The following is a 17,244-nucleotide window of genomic DNA, read 5'->3' on the forward strand; positions in this document are numbered from 1 at the left end:
CGGTGACCGGGGCAACCCCGCTTGATATGTCCCCGCGCGTTATTTAGTATGAGGTAATCGCGTCGTGCGCCGCGCACGAGCGTGATCATCGAGGAGACACATGCAATTCAGGTCGACGGCGCCCTATACCATCGTCGTGATCGGTATCGTGATTGCGTGCGCGCTCATGGGTCTGTGCGTGTTGCAGCTGTTCCAGAGCCGTAACGACGCGCTCGCGCGGGCGAGCGAAACCTCCCGCAATCTCGGCCTGATCGCCGAGCGTGACATCGAACGCAATTTCGAACTCTACGACCTGTCGCTGCAGGCTGTCATCGCGGGGCTTCAACGTCACGACGTGATGACCGCGCCCGCGAGCTTGCGGCGCGCCGTGCTGTTCGATCACGCCATGACGGCAGAGTTTCTCGGCTCGATGCTGGTGCTCGACGCCAGCGGCAACATCGTCCTCGATTCCGCCGGCGACGAGCCGCGTCACGGCAATTTCGCCGATCGCAAGTATTTCACCATCCACCGCGACAATCCGGACGCAGGGCTCTACGTCAGCGATCCGTTCATATCGCGCCTGCGAAGAGGCTCGCCCAGCATCGGGCTCTCGCGGCGGATCTCGAACCCGGACGGCTCGTTTGCCGGCGTCGTGCTCATTGCGGTCAACCTCGAGTATTTCCACCAACTGTTCGCCGGCCTGTCGCTTGGACAGCACGGCTCGATCTCGCTGATCGGCAACGACGGCGTGATGGTGATGCGCCAGCCGTACGACGTGCATACCATCGGGCGCAACATCAGCAAAGCCGCGACCTTCCGGCGATTCCAGACCGCGCCGGAGGGCTCGTTCTCTGAAACGTCGTCGATCGACGGCGTGCGCCGTCTCTATTACTTCAAACATCTACCCAAGCTCCCGCTGATCATCATGGTCGCGGAAGCGGAGCAGGATATCTATGCGGCCTGGCGGCACCGCGCCGTGACGATCGGCGCGCTGGTGGCGACGTTCGGCGCCGCGTTCATCGGGGTGTCCTTCATGCTCGGCACGCAACTCCGGCGCCGGATGCGCGCCGAGTCGGAACTCGTGCTGCTCGCCCGCACCGACGGTCTCACCGGCCTGAACAATCGCCGCAGCTTCGCGGAAGTGCTGGACCGCGAATGGCGCCGCGCGCGGCGCGCGCGATCGGTGTTCTCGTTGCTGTTCGTCGATGTCGACCGCTTCAAGGCCTACAACGATACCTACGGCCACCAGGCGGGAGACGATGCGCTGGCTGCGGTTGCGCGCTGCATCGGCGACAACATTCGCCGGCCGGCCGACACCGCAGCCCGCTATGGCGGAGAGGAATTCGTCGTGCTGCTCCCCGATACCGCCGAGACGGGTGCCGCCCAGATTGCCGAGCGGATTCGCGCGGCGATCGACGAGCTGCCGCTCGAACACGCCGGCAGCGAACACGGGCACGTCACGGCCAGTATCGGCCTGGCGAGCTGGACGCCCGAGCACGATGCCGAGGCCGAGGCCGTGATCAAGGCTGCCGACGAAGCGTTGTACTACGCGAAGGCGACCGGCCGGAACAAGGTCGTCGCGTTTCAGCCGCCGGCATGACGCGTGGCGCGACGTGCAGGCGCGTGGCCGCGCTCGAATTGCCTCGAGCCCGCCGCGGTCGCGATTGCACCTGCGCGTGCCTGCCAGGCGTACGCGGCCGCGAAACTTTATGACGTACACCGAATAATTTATCGGTTTATATCGGTTGGGAATGCCGGATCGCGGGAACAGAATCGTCGCTTCCGGAACCCGAATGCCTGTGTGTCGACGCTCCAGCATCCACTTTTCATGTGATGGCGAGCGTGCATGCACGTGTCGGGTTCCTGTCTCCATGTGGACATCGCCGGCCATGCGGCGAACAAGGGAATGCGATGAGTTCGATCGATCTGAACGCAGTCACGCCGGTTTCCGCGCCCATCCGCTCCGCGAGCGATGTCGCGCGCCTGATCAATACGACGGACAGTTCCGTCAGCCACGCGCGGATGATCGTGCTGCTCGCGCTCGGCGGCGTGTTTCTCGACGCGTACGACCTGACGACACTGTCGTACGGCATCGACGACGTCGCGCGCGAATTCGGCCTGACGCCCGCGCTGACGGGGCTGGTCGGCTCGGCGATCATGATCGGCACGATCTTCGGCAGCCTGATCGGCGGATGGCTGACCGACAGGATCGGCCGTTATCAGGTATTCATGGCCGACATGCTGTTCTTCGTCGTCGCGGCGATCGCGGCCGGGCTCGCACCGAACGTCTGGGTGCTGATCGCCGCGCGCTTCGTGATGGGGCTCGGGGTCGGCATCGACCTGCCCGTCGCGATGGCGTTTCTCGCGGAATTCTCGAAGTTCAACGGCCGTGGCAACAAGGCGTCGCGGCTCGCTGCGTGGTGCCCGATGTGGTACGTGGCGTCGTCGGTGTGCTTCCTGCTGATCTTCGGCATGTATTTCCTGCTGCCGGCCGAGCATGCGGGCTGGCTGTGGCGCGCGTCGCTGATCTTCGGCGCGGTGCCGGCGCTCGTCATCATCCTGGTCCGGAATCGCTTCATGAACGAATCGCCGTTGTGGGCCGCGAACCAGGGCGACCTGGCCAATGCCGCGCGCATCCTGCGCGAGTCGTACGGCATTCACGCCCATGAAGCGGACGACGCGCCGCGCGAGCCGAGCCCGCCGCCCGTGCGGATTCGCGTGCTGTTCCAGCGTCCGTATCTCGGCCGAACGATCGTCGCCAGCGTGATGAACCTGTGCATTCCGTTCGAATACACGGCGATCGCGTTCTTCCTGCCGTCGATCCTGTCGCAGTTTCTCGGCGCGGGCGTGTTCGAGACGATCGCGGCGTCGCTTGCGCTGAACGTGCTGTTCGCGTTGACCGGCGGCTTGCTGGGCATGCGTCTCGCGTATCGATATCCGTCGCGTCACGTCGCGATCGCGGGCTTCGCGCTGCAGTTCGTCGCACTCGTCGCGCTCGCGCTGGCGGGGCATCCGCACGGCGCGTTCGCGATCGGCCTCGTGTTGCTGATGCTCGGCACCTGGCTGTTCGCCGAAGGTTTCGGGCCGGGTGCGCAGATGATGATCTATCCGACGCTGTCGTATCCGGCGGCGATCCGCGGCACCGGTGTCGGCTTCGGGCGCTCGCTGTGCGGGATCGGCCAGGCGCTCGCGCTGTTCGTGCTGCCGATCCTGCAGGCCCGTCTCGGCACGGACATGTTCTGGGTCGTCGCGGTCAGCGCGGCCACGCCGATCGTGTTCCTGCTGATCGTGCGTCATGAACCGACGGCGCGCGATATCGACGCCGAGGCGGCCGCGTGAATGCAGCGCTTGCCGGAACCCGCAAACAAGTTCGCCGCGATGCCGGCCTTCGCGCTACATTGGCGTCATTCGCCTTCAGCCGAAGGCCGACCCGGAGTCGAACCATGCAACGCCAGACCGGCAACCTGTTCAGCCTCGAAGGTGCGCGCGGCGACGACGAGCGCGTCGACGTGCTCGTCGCGGGATCGCGCCTGAACGTCGAGCGGATCGTGTCGATGGGGCACACGAGTCCCGATGGATTCTGGTACGACGATTCGCGTGCCGAATGGGTCGTGCTGCTGTCAGGCGCCGCGGTGCTCGAGTTCGAAGCGGACGCGACGCTGCACGACATGCGCCCCGGCGATTACGTGCTGATCGAACCGCATTGCCGGCATCGTGTCGCGTGGACGCATCCTGAAGAACGGTCGGTCTGGCTCGCGATCTATCACGATCGATGAAACGTGCGGCGACTTATCGACCTGGCCGCCGCCGGCTGAAGCGCTGCTCGACGACGTTGGTTCCCCATTGCGCGCCCTCCGATTCGCTGGTCAGCGCAAAGCCGAACGATTCATACAGGTGGCGTGCCGAATCCAGCCCCTTGAACGTCCACAGGTAGGTCTCGTCGAACTGCTGCTCATCGACGAAATGCATGGCGCGCGTCATCAGTTCCCGTCCGATCCCGAAGCCACGCAATCCATCATCGACGATGAACCACCGCAAATGTGCGATTCCCGTGGCTTTATTCCCGTCTATCGCGACCGAGGCGAGCGCGCGGCCGTGTTCGGCATGGAGCCACAGAGCCTTGCCTTCGGCCGGCAGGGTGCCGGCAAATTCCGCGAGTTCGGTCGCCACCTTTTTCTCGAAGAAAGCGCCGAACCCCCAGTGTTCCGAACAGAACCGCGCGTGAAGGCTTGCTATGTCGCCGATACAGCCGGGCTGGTAGCCGTCGACGATCTGCGTGGTGTCCGCTTTAGGCGTGCGCGCGTCGGTGGCATTGTCTTGCGCGAGCGCATCGCTATAAAGCGCGAGGGCGCGGACGAGGGTTTGCTGGTCCGCCGGAACCATCCGGCGTAACGCATTCGACACCTGACGTGTCGCAAACTGGTCGATCTTCTTGCGCAGTTTCCGCCCGTCGGCAGTCAGGTACAGCTGCGTCGCACGCGCATCGTCGGGCGAGACGCGGCGCGTCACGAAGCCGGCCGTTTCGAGCCGCGAAAGCTGCCTGCTCGTGTTCGATTTATCCAGACGCAGAATGCTGCCCAGATCCTTTGCGCTGATGCCGGGCGCCATGCCTATCTCGAGAACGGCGTGAACGGCAGACGGCGCCAGATCGCTGTCGGCCAATGTCGCCCGCATGAAACCCAGTTCGCGAACCAGTTTGCGCGAGAAGTCCCGAAGCTCGAGAATCGTCGCTTCGCGCGTCTTCGACGGAATATCGATGAGGTCCATGGCGAGCCCGGGAAAGTTGCGTGTCGCAAGTAATATTAGTTGCGACACGCAACTTGTCAAGGACGAGCGTCGCCGGGCAGCCGGGCGACGTGCCCGGCATCGCGGCCCGGCGCGGCAGAAACGGCGCGGCGCCGGGCTTTATCCCCGTCCCACGAACGGCATCGTCGTCGCCATGATCGTCATGTTCAGGATGTTCGTGTCCAGCGGAAGAGTCGCCATCTGAACGACCGCATTCGCGACATGCGTGACGTCCATCCGCGCCTCGGGCGCCATGCGGCCGTCGGCCTGCAGCACGCCTTCCGTCATGCGATCCGTCAGCGACGTCGCCGCGTTGCCGATGTCGATCTGGCCGCACGCGATGTTGTATGCACGGCCGTCGAGCGCGAGCGACTTGGTGATGCCGGCCACCGCATGCTTGGTGGCCGTGTACGCGATCGTGTTCGGGCGCGGCGTATAGGCGGAGATCGAGCCGTTGTTGATGATCCGGCCACCCTGCGGCGTTTGCGCCTTCATCAGGCGCCACGCGGCCCGCGCGCACAGAAAGACGCCCGTCAGGTTCGTCGCGACGACGTCGTTCCATACGTCGAACTCGTGTTCGTCGAGCGGCACGGCCGGCGCATTGCGCCCGGCATTGTTGAAGAGGACGTCCAGCCGCCCGAACCGCTGCGCGATCTGCGCGAATGCGTGTTCGACCGACGCTTCGTCGGTGACGTCGGCCGGAAACGCGTGTGTGTCGCCACCGTCGGCGACGATCGCCTCTTTCGTTTCACGCAGCGAGGCTTCCTTGCGTCCGATCAGCGCGACGGCAAATCCGGCGCTCGCGAGCGCGATTGCCGCGGCACGACCGATGCCGGATCCGGCGCCCGTGACGGCGGCGAACTTCTTCGAAACAGACATGGCTTGATTTCCTGCGGGTTGGGTGAGGAAAGCGGCGGCGGGCGCGCGATGGACTCGCCGCGCCGGTCGAAGCGACATCCTACCGCGCACGCCGGATTTCGCGACGCGAGCGGCTATGCCTTGCGCGTCGGCGCGGCCTTGCGTCCACGCGTTCCGGCTTCCGCGAACAGGCTGACCACGACGTCCCTGAGCCACCGGTTGCCCTCATCCTGATTCACGCGCGCGTGCCACAGCATGTGGATCGGCGCGCCCGGCAGCGTGACCGGCAACGCGCGCCAGCCGAGCGAAAACGGCGCGGCGAGCTGCAGCGCCAGGTGTTCCGGCACGGTCGCGATCAGGTCGGTGCGCTGCAGGATATAGCCGACGCTCATGAAATGCGGCACCGTCAGCCGCACGCGGCGCTTCACGCGGCGGCGCTTCAGCCATTCGTCCACCTGGCCGTGACCGGTGCCGGCCGACACCACGACGAGATGCTCGGCCGCTCGCCATGCGTCGACGGTCAGCGGCGCGTCCTCGAGAGGATGCCCGCGCCGGAACAGGCACACGTATCGCTGATCGAACAGCCGGCGCTGATAGAACCCGCCCTGCAACTGCGGCAGCAGGCCGATCGCGAGATCGACGCGGCCGTCGGCCATCTCGTCGGCGAGATTGACGCTCGTGTTGCGCACCGTATTGAGCGCGATGCCCGGTGCCGTGCGCGACAGGTGTTCGAGCAGCGCGGGCAGGAACACGACTTCGCCGATATCGGTCATCCCGATCGTCATCGTGCGCGATGCGCGCAGCGGATCGAAACCGGTCTCGGGGTTGAGCGCGGCATGCAGCGTCGACAGCGCGTGCGCAACCGGTTCGGCCAGGCGCAGCGCGAACGGTGTCGGCACCACGCCGCCCGGCCCGCGCACGAACAGCGGATCGCCGAGCCGGCGGCGCAGCTTCGCGAGCGCGTTGCTGACGCCCGGCTGGCTCATGTTCATCTGCTCGGCGACGGTCGACACTCGCCGCTCCTGCATCAGTCGCTGAAACAGCAGCAACAGATTGAGGTCGATCTCGCTCAGTTCCATGGTTCCGGGTTGTCTCCGATCATTCCGTTTGGTGATGAGGCAGATTCCCTGCATTTTATTGTGGGATAAGGGGGCGCTGCTGAAAATACCGATACGGCGCTCGCATTCGACAGGCGCGCCGGGCGGGGCACGCGCACCGCGGTCTCGACCACTCACCATCTGAATATCGGAGACACGTTCATCATGCAGACGAATCTGAGGATCGCGATCGTCGGGGCCGGCATCGGCGGCCTGACGCTGGCGCTTGCATTGCGCGAGCTGGGCATCGACGCGCAACTGTACGAGCAGACCGACGTGCTGCGCGAGGTGGGGGCAGCCGTCGCGCTGTCGGCCAACGCGACGCGATTCTACGAACGGATGGGATTACGGCCGGCTTTCGACGCGGTGTGCGCGGAGATTCCCGGCCTCGTCTATCGCGACGGGCGCAGCGGCACGGTGATCGGCCATCATCGCGGCGAACCCGACTATCGCCGGCAGTTCGGCGGCGCGTACTGGGGCGTGCATCGCGCGGACCTGCAGGCGATCCTGTCGAAGGCGGTCGGTGTCGAGCAGATTCATCTCGGCCATCGGCTCGTCGATCTCGCGCAGCATCCGGATCGCGTCACGCTGAGCTTCGCCAATGGCGCACGCGTCGACGCCGATCTCGTGATCGGCGCGGACGGCGCGCGTTCGATCACGCGGCGCTGGATGCTCGGCTACGACGACGTGCTGTATTCGGGGTGCTCGGGCTTTCGCGGCGTGGTGCCGGCCGAGCGGATGGACCTGTTGCCCGATCCCGAGACCATTCAGTTCTGGGTCGGGCCGCACGGCCATCTGCTGCACTATCCGATCGGCGACAACGGCGACCAGAACTTCCTGCTGGTCGAGCGTCATCCGTCGCCGTGGCCGTCGCGCGACTGGGTCATGCCGGCGCAAGAGGGCGAGCAGTTGCGCCTGTTCAAGGACTGGCATCCGGCGGTGGTGCAGATGATCACCGCGGTGCCGATCAGCCAACGCTGGGGGCTGTTCCACCGGCCGCCGCTCGGCCGCTGGAGCCGCGGGCGCGTGACGCTGATCGGCGACGCCGCGCATGCGCTGGTGCCGCATCACGGGCAGGGCGCGAACCAGTCGATCGAGGACGCGATGGTGCTGGCCGCGCAACTGGCGAAGGCCGGGCGCGGCAACTGGCGCGAGGCGCAGGAAGCGTACGAGCGGCTGCGGCGCGGCCGCACGCGCAAGGTGCAGTACGCGTCGATCTCCGCGGCCGACGTGCTGCATCTGCCCGACGGGCCGGCCGCGCAGGCGCGCAATGCGCGTCTCGGCGAGCGCGACAGCGTGCTGCATCACCTGGACTGGATTCACGATTTCGACGCGCTCGCCGATGAACCGAACGAGCGGCAGGGCGGGACGTGGCTGTGAGCGGCAGGGCGCGGTGCGATCGGCGGCAGCGCGACCGGTGATCGGCGCGGCAGTTGCGCGGCCGTTCGTCGGGGCGGCTGGCCAGCCCTCGTGCAGGCTGGCCAGCCCGGCTGGCCGTCACGCGTAGTCGGCCACCTGTTGCGCGTCGCGCTTGACCTGTTCGATGTCGCGAAACCGCGCGGCCGGATGGTTGTCCGGCAGCCGCGCCGACGCACCGAACAGCTTCTCGCGCAGCGTGCCCGGCGCATATTCGGTCGGATAGACGCCGCGCCGCTGCAACTCCGGCACGAGGTAGCGCACGATGTCCTCGAAGGTTTCGTGCGCAACGGCATACGCGAGATTGAAGCCGTCGACGTCGGTCGCGGCGACCCATTCCTGCAGGATGTCCGCGACGGTCTGCGCGGAGCCGACGAACACGGGCCCCATCCCGCCGATGCCGCCCCACGCGGCCAGTTCCTCGATCGTCCACGCGGTATCGCCGCCGGCCAGATGCTCGACGGCCGACACGATCGCGTTCGTCTCGACGCGCCGGACGGGATCGGTCGGCGCGTACTGGCCGAAATCGATGCCGGTCCAGCCGGACATGAACACGAGCGAGCCGTCGTACGACACATAGCGGCGGTACTCGTCGAACTTGGCCTGCGCCTTCTCGTCGGTCTCGTCGACGATCACCGTGACGAGGTTGTAGATCAGCACGTCGTGCGGGTCGCGGCCCGCGGCGGCGGCCTGCGCGCGCACGTCGGCGACATAGCGCGCGAGTTGCGGGCGGGTCGGCGCGGCGACGAACACGCATTCGGCGTGCTGCGCGGCGAACGCCTTGCCGGGGCCGGACGCGCCGGCCTGGAACAGCACCGGCGTGCGCTGCGGCGACGGCTCGCACAGGTGATAGCCGGGCACGTCGAAGAAGCGCCCCTTGTGGCCGATCTCGTGCACCTTCTCCGGATGCGTGAACACGCGGCCGTCGCGATCGCGCACGACCGCGCCGTCTTCCCAGCTGCCTTCGAACAGCTTGTACAGCACCTCGACGTATTCGGCCGCGACCGCATAGCGGTCGTCATGGGTGCGCAGTCCGTTGTCGCCGACGTTCTTCGCGCCGCTTTCCAGATACGACGTGACGATATTCCACGCGAGCCGGCCCTTCGTGTGATGGTCGGCGGTCGACAGCCGGCGCGCGAACGTGTACGGATGCTCGAACGTCGTCGACGCGGTGATGCCGATCCCGAGATGCTCGGTCGCCATCGCGATCGGCGCGGCGAGCTGCAGCGGATCGTTGACGGGGATCTGCGCGGCCTGGTGCAGCGCGTGGTAGTTGCTGCCCTGGTAGACGTCGTAATAGCCGATCACGTCCGCGATGAAGATCGCGTCGAAGATCCCGCGTTCGAGCACGCGGGCGAGATCGGTCCAGTAGTCGAGATCCTTGTACTGCCACGAACGATCGCGCGGATGCGCCCACAGGCCGGGTGACTGATGGCCGACGCAATTCATTTCGAACGCGTTGAAGCGGATGGTCTTGCTCATCGCGCCGCTCCCGTTTCCGTGCCGGCTTGCGCACCTGCACCGTTGCCGACGCGCCAGACGAACGGTGGCGTGCGTCCGTTGATGACCCAGTCGCCGACGATCCGCGCCTTGTAGACGAGCGGATTGTGCGATGACACCGTGCGCGCGTTGCGCCAGTGACGGTCGAGCGCGGTCGTGCTGCGCGTCGCGGATGCGCCGAGCGCGTCGAACAGGCGCGTCGCCGCGCGCAGCACGAGTTCCGACACGACGAGCTGGCTCTGTGCGGATTCGATTTCGGCGGCGACGTTGGCGGCATGTTCGGCTTCGTCGTCGCCGCCGAAGCGTGCGACGTACGCCTGCTGCAGCGGTTGCGCAGCGCGCAGCGTGAGCGCATCGGCCGCATAGGCCCACGACGCGATTTCGCCGATCACCTGCTGGAGCTGCGCATCGTCGCCGGCCCGCGCGGCGTTGCCGTGGCTGTACACGCGCGTGCGGCCGCGCACGAGCTCGCCCGCGTCGCGCACGATCGCATGGCCGATGCCAGCCAGCGTGGCGACGTGGAACAGCTGGTAGAACGCGGTCTGGTATTTGAAGCGGCGTGCGAAATCGATCACGTGGTCGGCGTCGACCGCCGCATTCTCGAAGCGCGTCGTGCCGCTGCCGGTCGTTTTCTGGCCGAAGCCGTCCCAGTCGTCTTCGAGTATCACGCCGGGCTGCCCGGTGGCGATTGCGACGATCACGTCGCTGCCATCCTCTTCGCGCTGCGCGAACACGTCGATCCAGTCCGCGAACAGGCTGCCGGTGCTGTAGAACTTCCGGCCGTTCAACACGAGCCGGCCGTTCTGCTCCGATACCTTGGTGATCGTCTGGCCGAGCGGAACGTCGCCGGCCTCCGACCACGCATTGCCGACGAGCTGGCCGCTCGCGAAACGATCGAACCACGTCGTGCGCTGCGGCCCGGGCGGCGCGTTCAGCCAGTCCTCGACGAACGCGAAGTGGCCGCGCAACGCTTGCGGCAGATTGGAGTCGGCGGCGGCGAGTTCGGTCAGCAGCCGGAACAGCTGCGGCAGCGACGCGCCGGCGCCGCCGTCACGCACCGGCAGCCGTATCGCGCCGAAGCCGGCGGCCTTGAGCCAGCCGATCGCTTCGTACGGCAGTTCGCGGTGGCGTTCGCGCTCGGCGGTGCCGGCGGCAATCCGGTCGAAGAGCGGCCGGAACCGGCTCGCGAGCGCGTCGTAGTCGGTGCCGGTGGACAATTCGGTATCTGCGTGCGACGAAGTCATGCGGGGTTCCTCGTAGGGCGGGGCCGTTTGCACCGGGAGCCCAGTATAGGAAGCACGACGCGCACGTTCCAATAACGGATTCGCAGATCGTTATCGTCGCTGCGCATTACGCGAACGGCGCCGTGAAACGTCGACGCCAGGGCGTCGATTGCGACGCCGAAGCGCGGAAGCGGATGCGGTGCCGTGCGATGTCGTTTGTTATCCGAAGGAATATCGTTACGAGAATCGCTCGGTTTGCCGGCCTGCGGCGCGCTGCTAGATTGAGTGCTTTCGTGATTCGACAGGAGAGCCCGATGTCAGATACGAGCGCGACGATTCAGGACCGGCCGGCCGACGCAAGACCGCAGGTGGCCCGCGTGATCGCCGACGACGCGCAGGCGATCGCGGTTGCGCAGGCACTCGCGCAACGGCTGGCCGAAGGGGCGGCCGAGCGGGACCGCGAGCGCCGGCTGCCGCGCGACGAGATCGAATGGTTCTCGCAGTCGGGGCTGTGGGCGATCACGGTGCCGAAGGCCTACGGCGGCGCGGGCGTCTCGAACGTGACGCTCACCGAGGTGATCAAGATCGTCGCGGCGGCCGATGCGTCGCTCGGGCAGTTGCCGCAGAACCACTTCGGGCTGGTCGACGTGATCGCGCTGACCGGCACCGATGCGCAGAAGCGCCATTTCTTCGCGGAGATCCTGAGCGGCAAGCGCTTCGGCAACGGCTTCTCGGAGAAGGGCACGAAGCACGTGCTCGACCTGAAGACGCGCGTGCGGCGCGACGGCGACGACTATGTCGTCGACGGCACGAAGTTCTATTCGACCGGCGCACTGTTCGCGCATTACGTGCCGGTGCTCGGCCTCGACGATGCGCAGCAGGCGTGGCTCGCCTATATCCCGCAGCCGACGCCGGGGCTGACCGTGATCGATGACTGGTCGGGCTTCGGGCAGCGCACGACCGCGAGCGGCACGGTGGTGCTGGACAGCGTGCGCGTGCCGGCTTCGCATGTGTTGCACGCGCAGCGCGTGTCGGACGAGCCGACGCTCAACGGCCCGCTGTCGCAGATCATCCAGGCGGCGATCGATGCCGGCATCGCGAAGGCCGCGATCGCCGATACGGAGGCGTTCGTGCGCACGCGCACGCGGCCGTGGGTCGACAGCGGCGTCGAACGGGCGGCCGACGATCCGTTGATCGTCCGCGAGATCGGCCGTCTGCATATCCAGCTGCATGCGGCGGAAGCGCTGCTCGAACGCGCGGCGCGCACGCTCGACGAGATCGGCGCGCGCGGCACGGTGACCGACGACGATGTCGCGCGTGCATCGGTCGCGGTCGGCGAGGCGAAGGTGTTGACGACCGAGATCGCGCTGCTCGCGGGCGAGAAGCTGTTCGAGCTGGCGGGCACGCAGTCGACGCTCGCCGAACACAATCTCGACCGGCACTGGCGCAATGCGCGCACGCACACGCTGCATGATCCGGTTCGGTGGAAGTATCACCTCGTCGGCAACTACTACCTGAACGGCGTTCGGCCGGCGCGTCACGCGTGGAATTGAATCGGGCGCGAGTCAGCGCGACAGCGCAGCGAAGGAAGCGGCGTCAGGTGATCGTCGTGCGGTTGCCTGACGCGTCGGCCGGCTCCATTACGTCACGCATTACTTCACGCATTCCAGCGCGTACTTCAACCCCGACCCGAGCACCCCGCGCCACACGTCCCACGTGTGCCCGCCATCGACGATGCGCAGTTCGGCCGGGTTCTGCGCGCGGCGCAGCTGCGTGTACAGGACGCTCGATTCGGCCTGGATCGTCAGGTCGTCGTCGCCGGCCGCGATGAACATCGGCACGCGCCAGTTGCGCGCGAAATAGCCGCGCATCAGGGCCGGGTAGTTCAGCTCGTGCCACACGCGCGGGTCGAACTGCCGGTCGCCGAACACGCCGACATAGCGCGCGGCGGAATTGAGCGGCGGCTCGTTCGCGTAGATCGCGGGGCTCAACAGCATCGCGCCGCAGAACAGGCCCGGTTCGAGCAGCGAGAAACGCAGCGCGCCGAAGCCGCCCATCGACACGCCGCCGATCGCGCGGCCCGCGCGCTGGTTCGACACCGCGAAGTGCGCTTCGACTTCCGGCAGCAGGTCGTTCAGGAACGCGCTCTGCATCTTCTCCTTGCGGTCGACGTACCAGTCGGTGCCGCCTTGCGGCATCACGATCACGACGGGCGGGATCTCGCGGCGTTCGATCAGCGTGTCGGCCGTGGCCTGCAGCCGGCCCTGCGTGATCCAGTCGTTTGCATTGCCGGCATTGCCGTGCAGCAGGTACAGCACCGGGTAGCGCGCGCCTTCCGGGTTGTAGCCGGGCGGCAGGTAGACCGTGTACGACCAGTCGCGCTTGAGCGACGCCGACCGGAACGCGCGCAGCACGACGCTGCTGCCCGGATTCACCGGCGGTTCCTGGGCGGCCGGCGCCACCGTTGCGGGCGGGACGATCGCGGGCGCGGACGTCGCCGGCGCGGCCGCGGGCCCGCCCGGCGTGGCGTGGGCAGTGGCGATGGAGCCGGCGATCAGGGCGACGGCGAACGGAAGGGCGAGTCGGCGCATGGCGAAGCGTTTCAGGAGAGGCGCCCGCTATCGTAGCAGCGGCGCGTGACGGCGCGGCACGTCATCGCCGCGTACGGAACGGGAACGACAGCCGCGACACCAGCGGCGCATAAAGCTTCGCGACGAGATACAGCAGGCCCATCGCGACGACGTCGGCGGCCAGGCCGAGCGGCACGTCGAGATAGCCTTCGGTCGCCTGGTAGAGCAGCGAGTCGACCGCGAGCGAGATGCCGGTGCCGGCGACGAAGCACAGCAGCCCCTGGCGGCCGATCGTGCCGATCCATGGCATCGCGTGCGCGACCTTCTTCATCCACCCGAGGTGCACGAGCTTGGCCGCGAGCCACGCGATCGCGAGGAAGTTCGCGAGCCGCAGCGCGCCGAGGTTCTGCTTGATCGACGGATCGGTCGGGAACGGCTCGACGCGCAGCCGGTAGTACGCGCCGGCCGCGACGATCGCGAGCGATACGGCCGTCAGCAGCCAGCCCTGGGGTTTCGGCGCGAGCGTCTGGTAGACGGGCTGGCAGCGCGCGATCACGCCGAGCACGAACAGGAACTGCCACGCGAACGGGTTGAAGTCCCACGGCGCGCCTTCGACGGTCGGCAAGAAGCGCGCGACGTGCGGCGCCGCGTACCAGAGCGAGCCGCTGAATGCGAGCATCAGCCACGGCTGGGTGCGCGCGAGCGGCAGCGCGAGCGGGACGAGCAGCGCGAAGAACGCATACATCGGCAGCACCGACGCGAGATACGGCTGGCGGCGGAACAGCAGGATGTCGCGCAGCGCGGCGAGCGGCTTGTGGAGCAGGCCGTCGAGATCGTTGGTCGGCATGTTCGGGCCGTCGATCGAGAACGCGTTCAGCACGGCGGTGATCAGCAGCATCAGGCCGGCCGTCACGAGGAATGCGCGGTAGATCTCGAACGCACGGCGGATGAAACGCTGGCGCGCGGCGGCCTCGTCGTGGCGCTCGGCGAGCGAGTTGTACGCGATGGCGGTCGCGAAACCGCCGAGGAACACGAACACCTCGGCCGCATCGCACAGCGCGTACGCATGCAGCGTCACGCGCGACAGGATGCTGCCGCCGATGTGGTCGACGACGATCACCAGCAGCACGAGGCCGCGGAAGAAATCGAGTTCGGCGTAGCGGCCGGCCCGGGCGGCGGCGGTCATCGGGCCGCCTCCCGGCGCGCGCCGCGTGCGCGGCCGGCACCTGCCGCGCATGAATCGGGGTGAAGCATGAATTCGTGAAGAAATGACGAACGGATGCGCATTGTGCCACCGATGCGGTGCCGTCCGGGTTTACGCGGATAGCGGGCCGGCCGGCCGCTGCCGATAAGCGTGCTCATGGCATCGGAAAAACAGGGCAGTTGGACGAGCGCAACGCTTTGCTGGCCGCGCCCACGCCCCGATGGACGGGCGGTTTGCGACGTGACACCATTTTGTCCTCGCGGCCGCACACCGCGCAGTCCGCCCTGCGGGCCACCTCTATAAAACAGACCAAACAATCGCCGGGCGAATGGCCTGCCCGGCACCCGGCTCCGGAGATCCGTCATGAAGAAGCACGTCATTTTTGCCGCCGCGCTGGCCGCTTTCGCCGCGCCGGCCTTCGCGCAGGACAGCGTGACGCTGTACGGCCTGATCGACGAGGGCTTCAACTACACGAACAACGTGAGCGTGAACGGGGTCGGAAAAACGAATTACCAGCTCGCGAGCGGCTATGCGCAGGGCAGCCGCTGGGGCCTGAAGGGCAGCGAGGACCTCGGCGGCGGGCTGAAGGCGATCTTCACGCTGGAAAACGGCTTCGACGTGAACAACGGCCGGTTCAACCAGGGCGGCCGGATGTTCGGCCGCCAGGCGTTCGTCGGGCTGAGCGCGTCGCGCTTCGGCACGCTGACCTTCGGCCGCCAGTACGATGCGGTCGTCGACTATCTCGCGCCGCTCACCGCGAACGGCAACTGGGGCGGCACGCTGTTCTCGCACCCGTTCGACAACGACAACACGGACAACTCCTTCCGCGTCAACAACACGGTCAAGTACGCGAGCCCCGACTGGAACGGGCTGTCGTTCGGCGGCACCTACAGCTTCAGCAACAGCACGGGCTTCTCGACCAACCGCCAGTACAGCATCGGCGCGCAGTATTCGCTGGCCGGGCTGCAGGTCGCGGCCGCGTATCTGCAGGCGAACAGCCCGGGCGTCGGCAATGCGGGCGCGATCGCGGCCGACGACGCGAACTTCGTCGCCGACCGCCTGCGGATCTTCGGCGGCGGCATCAACTATACGTTCGGTCCGGCGACGGTCGGCTTCGTCTATACGAAGACCGACGTGAAGAACCCGGTGTCGACCGTCTACCTGCCGGCGTCGACATTCGACGGCCTCGGGCTCACGGCGACCAGGTTCCAGAACTTCGAGATCAACGGCAAGTACCAGCTCACGCCCGATTTCTATCTCGGCGCGCAGTACGTGTATACCGACGGCAAGTTCGACGCCGCGGCCGGTTCGTTCAAGCCGAAATATCACACCGTCGGGCTGATGGCCGACTACAGCCTGTCCAAGCGCACCGACGTCTACCTGCAGGGCGCATGGCAGAAGGTCGCCGGCGACAAGACGGGCACCGCGGCCGACGGCGGCTACGTGGTCGGGACGGACGGTCCGTCGTCGTCGGCGAACCAGTTCGCGGTGCGCGCCGCGATCCGCCACAAGTTCTGATGCGCTTGACCGGTCGGCGCCCGGGGTGGGTTGCCCTGGCGCCGGCCGTCGTCATTGCGCCCGGTGCGCGTCGTCGAGCGTGTGCGCGAGCCAGTCGACGAAGATCCGCACGCGCGGCGCCAGATGCCGGCCGTTCGGAAACACGACCGACACCGGCAGCGGCGCCGCATGCCATTCCGGCAGCACCTCGACCAGCGAGCCGTCTTCCAGCAGCGGCGCGAGCCCGTCGCGCGGCGCCTGGATCAGCCCGAGGCCCGCGAGGCAGCACGCGAGATACGCGTGCGAGCTGTTCACCGCGACCACGCTGCGCATCTTCACGGTCTGCAGCGCGCCGGAATCCATGTCCGCATATTCCCAGTCCAGCTCGCGGCCCGTGCGGCTCGAGAAATAGCCGACCGCGACGTGGTCGGGCAGATCGTCCGGCGAGCGTGGCATGCCGTATCGCGCAAGATACGCGGGCGACGCGCAGTTGATCTGCGCCATCTCGCCGACGCGCCGCGCGACCAGCGACGTGTCGGACAGCACGCCGACCCGCACCGCGCAGTCGATCCCGTCGGCGACGAGATCGACGAAGCGGTCGGTCGTGCTCAGCACGACGCGCAGGTCGGGATAGCGTGCGTGGAAATCCGGCAGCGCCGGAATCACCTTGTCCAGTGCAAAGCGCTCGGGGAGGTCGACGCGGATCAGGCCGCGCGGCGACGCACCGGCTTCGTCGAACAGCGTCTCGGCGTCGTCCAGGTCGGCCAGCAGCCGCGTGCAGCGCTCGTAGTAGGTCGCGCCTTCCGCGGTCAGCGCGACGCGCCGCGTCGTCCGCTGCAACAGGCGCACCTTCAGGTGCTTCTCCAGGTACTGGACGGCATTGCTGACGGTCGGGCGCGGCAATTGCAACTGCTCGGCGGCTTTCGTGAAGCTGCCGAGGTGGGCGACGCGCGCAAAGATGCGCATTGCATGCAGATGGTCCATGCGGGGCGGAAACGTGACGGATCGGGAAGCTCCATTGTTAATCAGTGTCGAATGATTTGGTTGGGCGTTTCGCGTTTATCGCGCGCCGCATTACGCCCAGAATCCCGTTCATTCACTCACCACCGCGAGGA

Annotated in this window: 14 protein-coding genes; 6 read left to right on the forward strand and 8 right to left on the reverse strand. The window is 67.2% G+C overall.

The window, feature by feature from the left end:
• The first annotated feature begins 100 nt into the window (after window positions 1-100).
• The 3 genes from DIE16_RS16550 to DIE16_RS16560 all read left to right on the forward strand — a co-directional run bounded on the left by DIE16_RS16550 (window position 101) and on the right by DIE16_RS16560 (window position 3,755).
• Complete coding sequence (locus DIE16_RS16550; protein ID WP_124488138.1) at window positions 101-1,579, forward strand: sensor domain-containing diguanylate cyclase; 1,479 nt, start codon at window positions 101-103, stop codon at window positions 1,577-1,579.
• A gap of 311 nt (window positions 1,580-1,890) precedes the next feature.
• On the forward strand, window positions 1,891-3,318 hold the full coding sequence (locus DIE16_RS16555; protein ID WP_044843220.1) for an MFS transporter: 1,428 nt from the start codon (window positions 1,891-1,893) through the stop codon (window positions 3,316-3,318).
• Between the two features lie 104 nt (window positions 3,319-3,422).
• On the forward strand, window positions 3,423-3,755 hold the full coding sequence (locus DIE16_RS16560; RefSeq protein WP_044843221.1) for a cupin domain-containing protein: 333 nt from the start codon (window positions 3,423-3,425) through the stop codon (window positions 3,753-3,755).
• A gap of 13 nt (window positions 3,756-3,768) precedes the next feature.
• On the opposite strand, the gene DIE16_RS16565 is transcribed toward DIE16_RS16560, so the two are convergent.
• From DIE16_RS16565 to DIE16_RS16575, 3 genes are all read right to left on the reverse strand, one after another.
• Window positions 3,769-4,746 (reverse strand): helix-turn-helix domain-containing GNAT family N-acetyltransferase, encoded by a 978-nt coding sequence (locus tag DIE16_RS16565; RefSeq protein ID WP_124892803.1) that lies wholly within the window; start codon window positions 4,744-4,746, stop codon window positions 3,769-3,771.
• 138 nt (window positions 4,747-4,884) lie between these two features.
• Window positions 4,885-5,643: an SDR family oxidoreductase gene (locus DIE16_RS16570; RefSeq protein ID WP_124892805.1), complete on the reverse strand. Its 759-nt coding sequence runs from the start codon at window positions 5,641-5,643 to the stop codon at window positions 4,885-4,887.
• Window positions 5,644-5,756: 113 nt separating this feature from the next.
• Entirely contained in the window at window positions 5,757-6,701 is a 945-nt protein-coding gene (locus DIE16_RS16575) for a LysR family transcriptional regulator (protein WP_124488134.1), read from the reverse strand.
• A gap of 183 nt (window positions 6,702-6,884) precedes the next feature.
• Between DIE16_RS16575 and DIE16_RS16580 the strand changes: the two genes are divergently transcribed.
• A complete protein-coding gene (locus DIE16_RS16580) occupies window positions 6,885-8,099 on the forward strand; it encodes an FAD-dependent monooxygenase (RefSeq protein WP_124892807.1) in 1,215 nt (404 codons plus the stop codon).
• Between the two features lie 117 nt (window positions 8,100-8,216).
• Here DIE16_RS16580 and DIE16_RS16585 read toward each other — a convergent pair whose 3' ends face one another.
• Both DIE16_RS16585 and DIE16_RS16590 read right to left on the reverse strand, forming a co-directional pair.
• A complete protein-coding gene (locus DIE16_RS16585; protein WP_124892809.1) occupies window positions 8,217-9,617 on the reverse strand; it encodes an LLM class flavin-dependent oxidoreductase in 1,401 nt (466 codons plus the stop codon).
• Window positions 9,614-10,879 (reverse strand): acyl-CoA dehydrogenase family protein, encoded by a 1,266-nt coding sequence (locus tag DIE16_RS16590; protein WP_124892811.1) that lies wholly within the window; start codon window positions 10,877-10,879, stop codon window positions 9,614-9,616. The genes DIE16_RS16585 and DIE16_RS16590 overlap by 4 nt, the downstream gene beginning before the upstream one ends.
• A 293-nt stretch (window positions 10,880-11,172) precedes the next feature.
• Here DIE16_RS16590 and DIE16_RS16595 point away from each other — a divergent pair, with 293 nt between their 5' ends.
• A complete protein-coding gene (locus DIE16_RS16595) occupies window positions 11,173-12,411 on the forward strand; it encodes an SfnB family sulfur acquisition oxidoreductase (protein ID WP_124488131.1) in 1,239 nt (412 codons plus the stop codon).
• A 99-nt stretch (window positions 12,412-12,510) separates the two neighbouring features.
• Here the strand turns inward: DIE16_RS16595 and DIE16_RS16600 are convergent, their stop codons facing one another.
• Together DIE16_RS16600 and DIE16_RS16605 are read right to left on the reverse strand one after the other, a co-directional pair.
• Window positions 12,511-13,449, reverse strand: a complete 939-nt coding sequence (locus DIE16_RS16600; protein ID WP_124488130.1) for an esterase family protein — start codon at window positions 13,447-13,449, stop codon at window positions 12,511-12,513.
• Window positions 13,450-13,510: 61 nt separating this feature from the next.
• Window positions 13,511-14,614, reverse strand: coding sequence for an OpgC domain-containing protein (locus tag DIE16_RS16605; protein WP_044843341.1), 1,104 nt, complete (start codon window positions 14,612-14,614; stop codon window positions 13,511-13,513).
• 381 nt (window positions 14,615-14,995) lie between these two features.
• On the opposite strand from DIE16_RS16605, the gene DIE16_RS16615 reads away from it, so the two are divergent.
• Entirely contained in the window at window positions 14,996-16,150 is a 1,155-nt protein-coding gene (locus tag DIE16_RS16615; protein ID WP_044843230.1) for a porin, read from the forward strand.
• Window positions 16,151-16,201: 51 nt separating this feature from the next.
• Here the strand turns inward: DIE16_RS16615 and DIE16_RS16620 are convergent, their stop codons facing one another.
• Window positions 16,202-17,113: a LysR family transcriptional regulator gene (locus tag DIE16_RS16620; RefSeq protein ID WP_124488127.1), complete on the reverse strand. Its 912-nt coding sequence runs from the start codon at window positions 17,111-17,113 to the stop codon at window positions 16,202-16,204.
• Window positions 17,114-17,244 lie beyond the last annotated feature (131 nt).

The sequence above is a fragment of the Burkholderia sp. Bp9090 genome (assembly GCF_003857985.1).
Lineage (GTDB): Bacteria > Pseudomonadota > Gammaproteobacteria > Burkholderiales > Burkholderiaceae > Burkholderia.

Coding starts and splice junctions, on each gene's coding strand:
- DIE16_RS16590 (WP_124892811.1), bottom strand. CDS start 10,879: ATGACTTCGTCGCACGCAGATACCGAATTGTCCACCGGCACCGACTAC.
- DIE16_RS16575 (WP_124488134.1), bottom strand. CDS start 6,701: ATGGAACTGAGCGAGATCGACCTCAATCTGTTGCTGCTGTTTCAGCGA.
- DIE16_RS16580 (WP_124892807.1), top strand. CDS start 6,885: ATGCAGACGAATCTGAGGATCGCGATCGTCGGGGCCGGCATCGGCGGC.
- DIE16_RS16600 (WP_124488130.1), bottom strand. CDS start 13,449: ATGCGCCGACTCGCCCTTCCGTTCGCCGTCGCCCTGATCGCCGGCTCC.
- DIE16_RS16605 (WP_044843341.1), bottom strand. CDS start 14,614: ATGACCGCCGCCGCCCGGGCCGGCCGCTACGCCGAACTCGATTTCTTC.
- DIE16_RS16595 (WP_124488131.1), top strand. CDS start 11,173: ATGTCAGATACGAGCGCGACGATTCAGGACCGGCCGGCCGACGCAAGA.
- DIE16_RS16615 (WP_044843230.1), top strand. CDS start 14,996: ATGAAGAAGCACGTCATTTTTGCCGCCGCGCTGGCCGCTTTCGCCGCG.
- DIE16_RS16585 (WP_124892809.1), bottom strand. CDS start 9,617: ATGAGCAAGACCATCCGCTTCAACGCGTTCGAAATGAATTGCGTCGGC.
- DIE16_RS16620 (WP_124488127.1), bottom strand. CDS start 17,113: ATGGACCATCTGCATGCAATGCGCATCTTTGCGCGCGTCGCCCACCTC.
- DIE16_RS16560 (WP_044843221.1), top strand. CDS start 3,423: ATGCAACGCCAGACCGGCAACCTGTTCAGCCTCGAAGGTGCGCGCGGC.
- DIE16_RS16565 (WP_124892803.1), bottom strand. CDS start 4,746: ATGGACCTCATCGATATTCCGTCGAAGACGCGCGAAGCGACGATTCTC.
- DIE16_RS16555 (WP_044843220.1), top strand. CDS start 1,891: ATGAGTTCGATCGATCTGAACGCAGTCACGCCGGTTTCCGCGCCCATC.
- DIE16_RS16550 (WP_124488138.1), top strand. CDS start 101: ATGCAATTCAGGTCGACGGCGCCCTATACCATCGTCGTGATCGGTATC.
- DIE16_RS16570 (WP_124892805.1), bottom strand. CDS start 5,643: ATGTCTGTTTCGAAGAAGTTCGCCGCCGTCACGGGCGCCGGATCCGGC.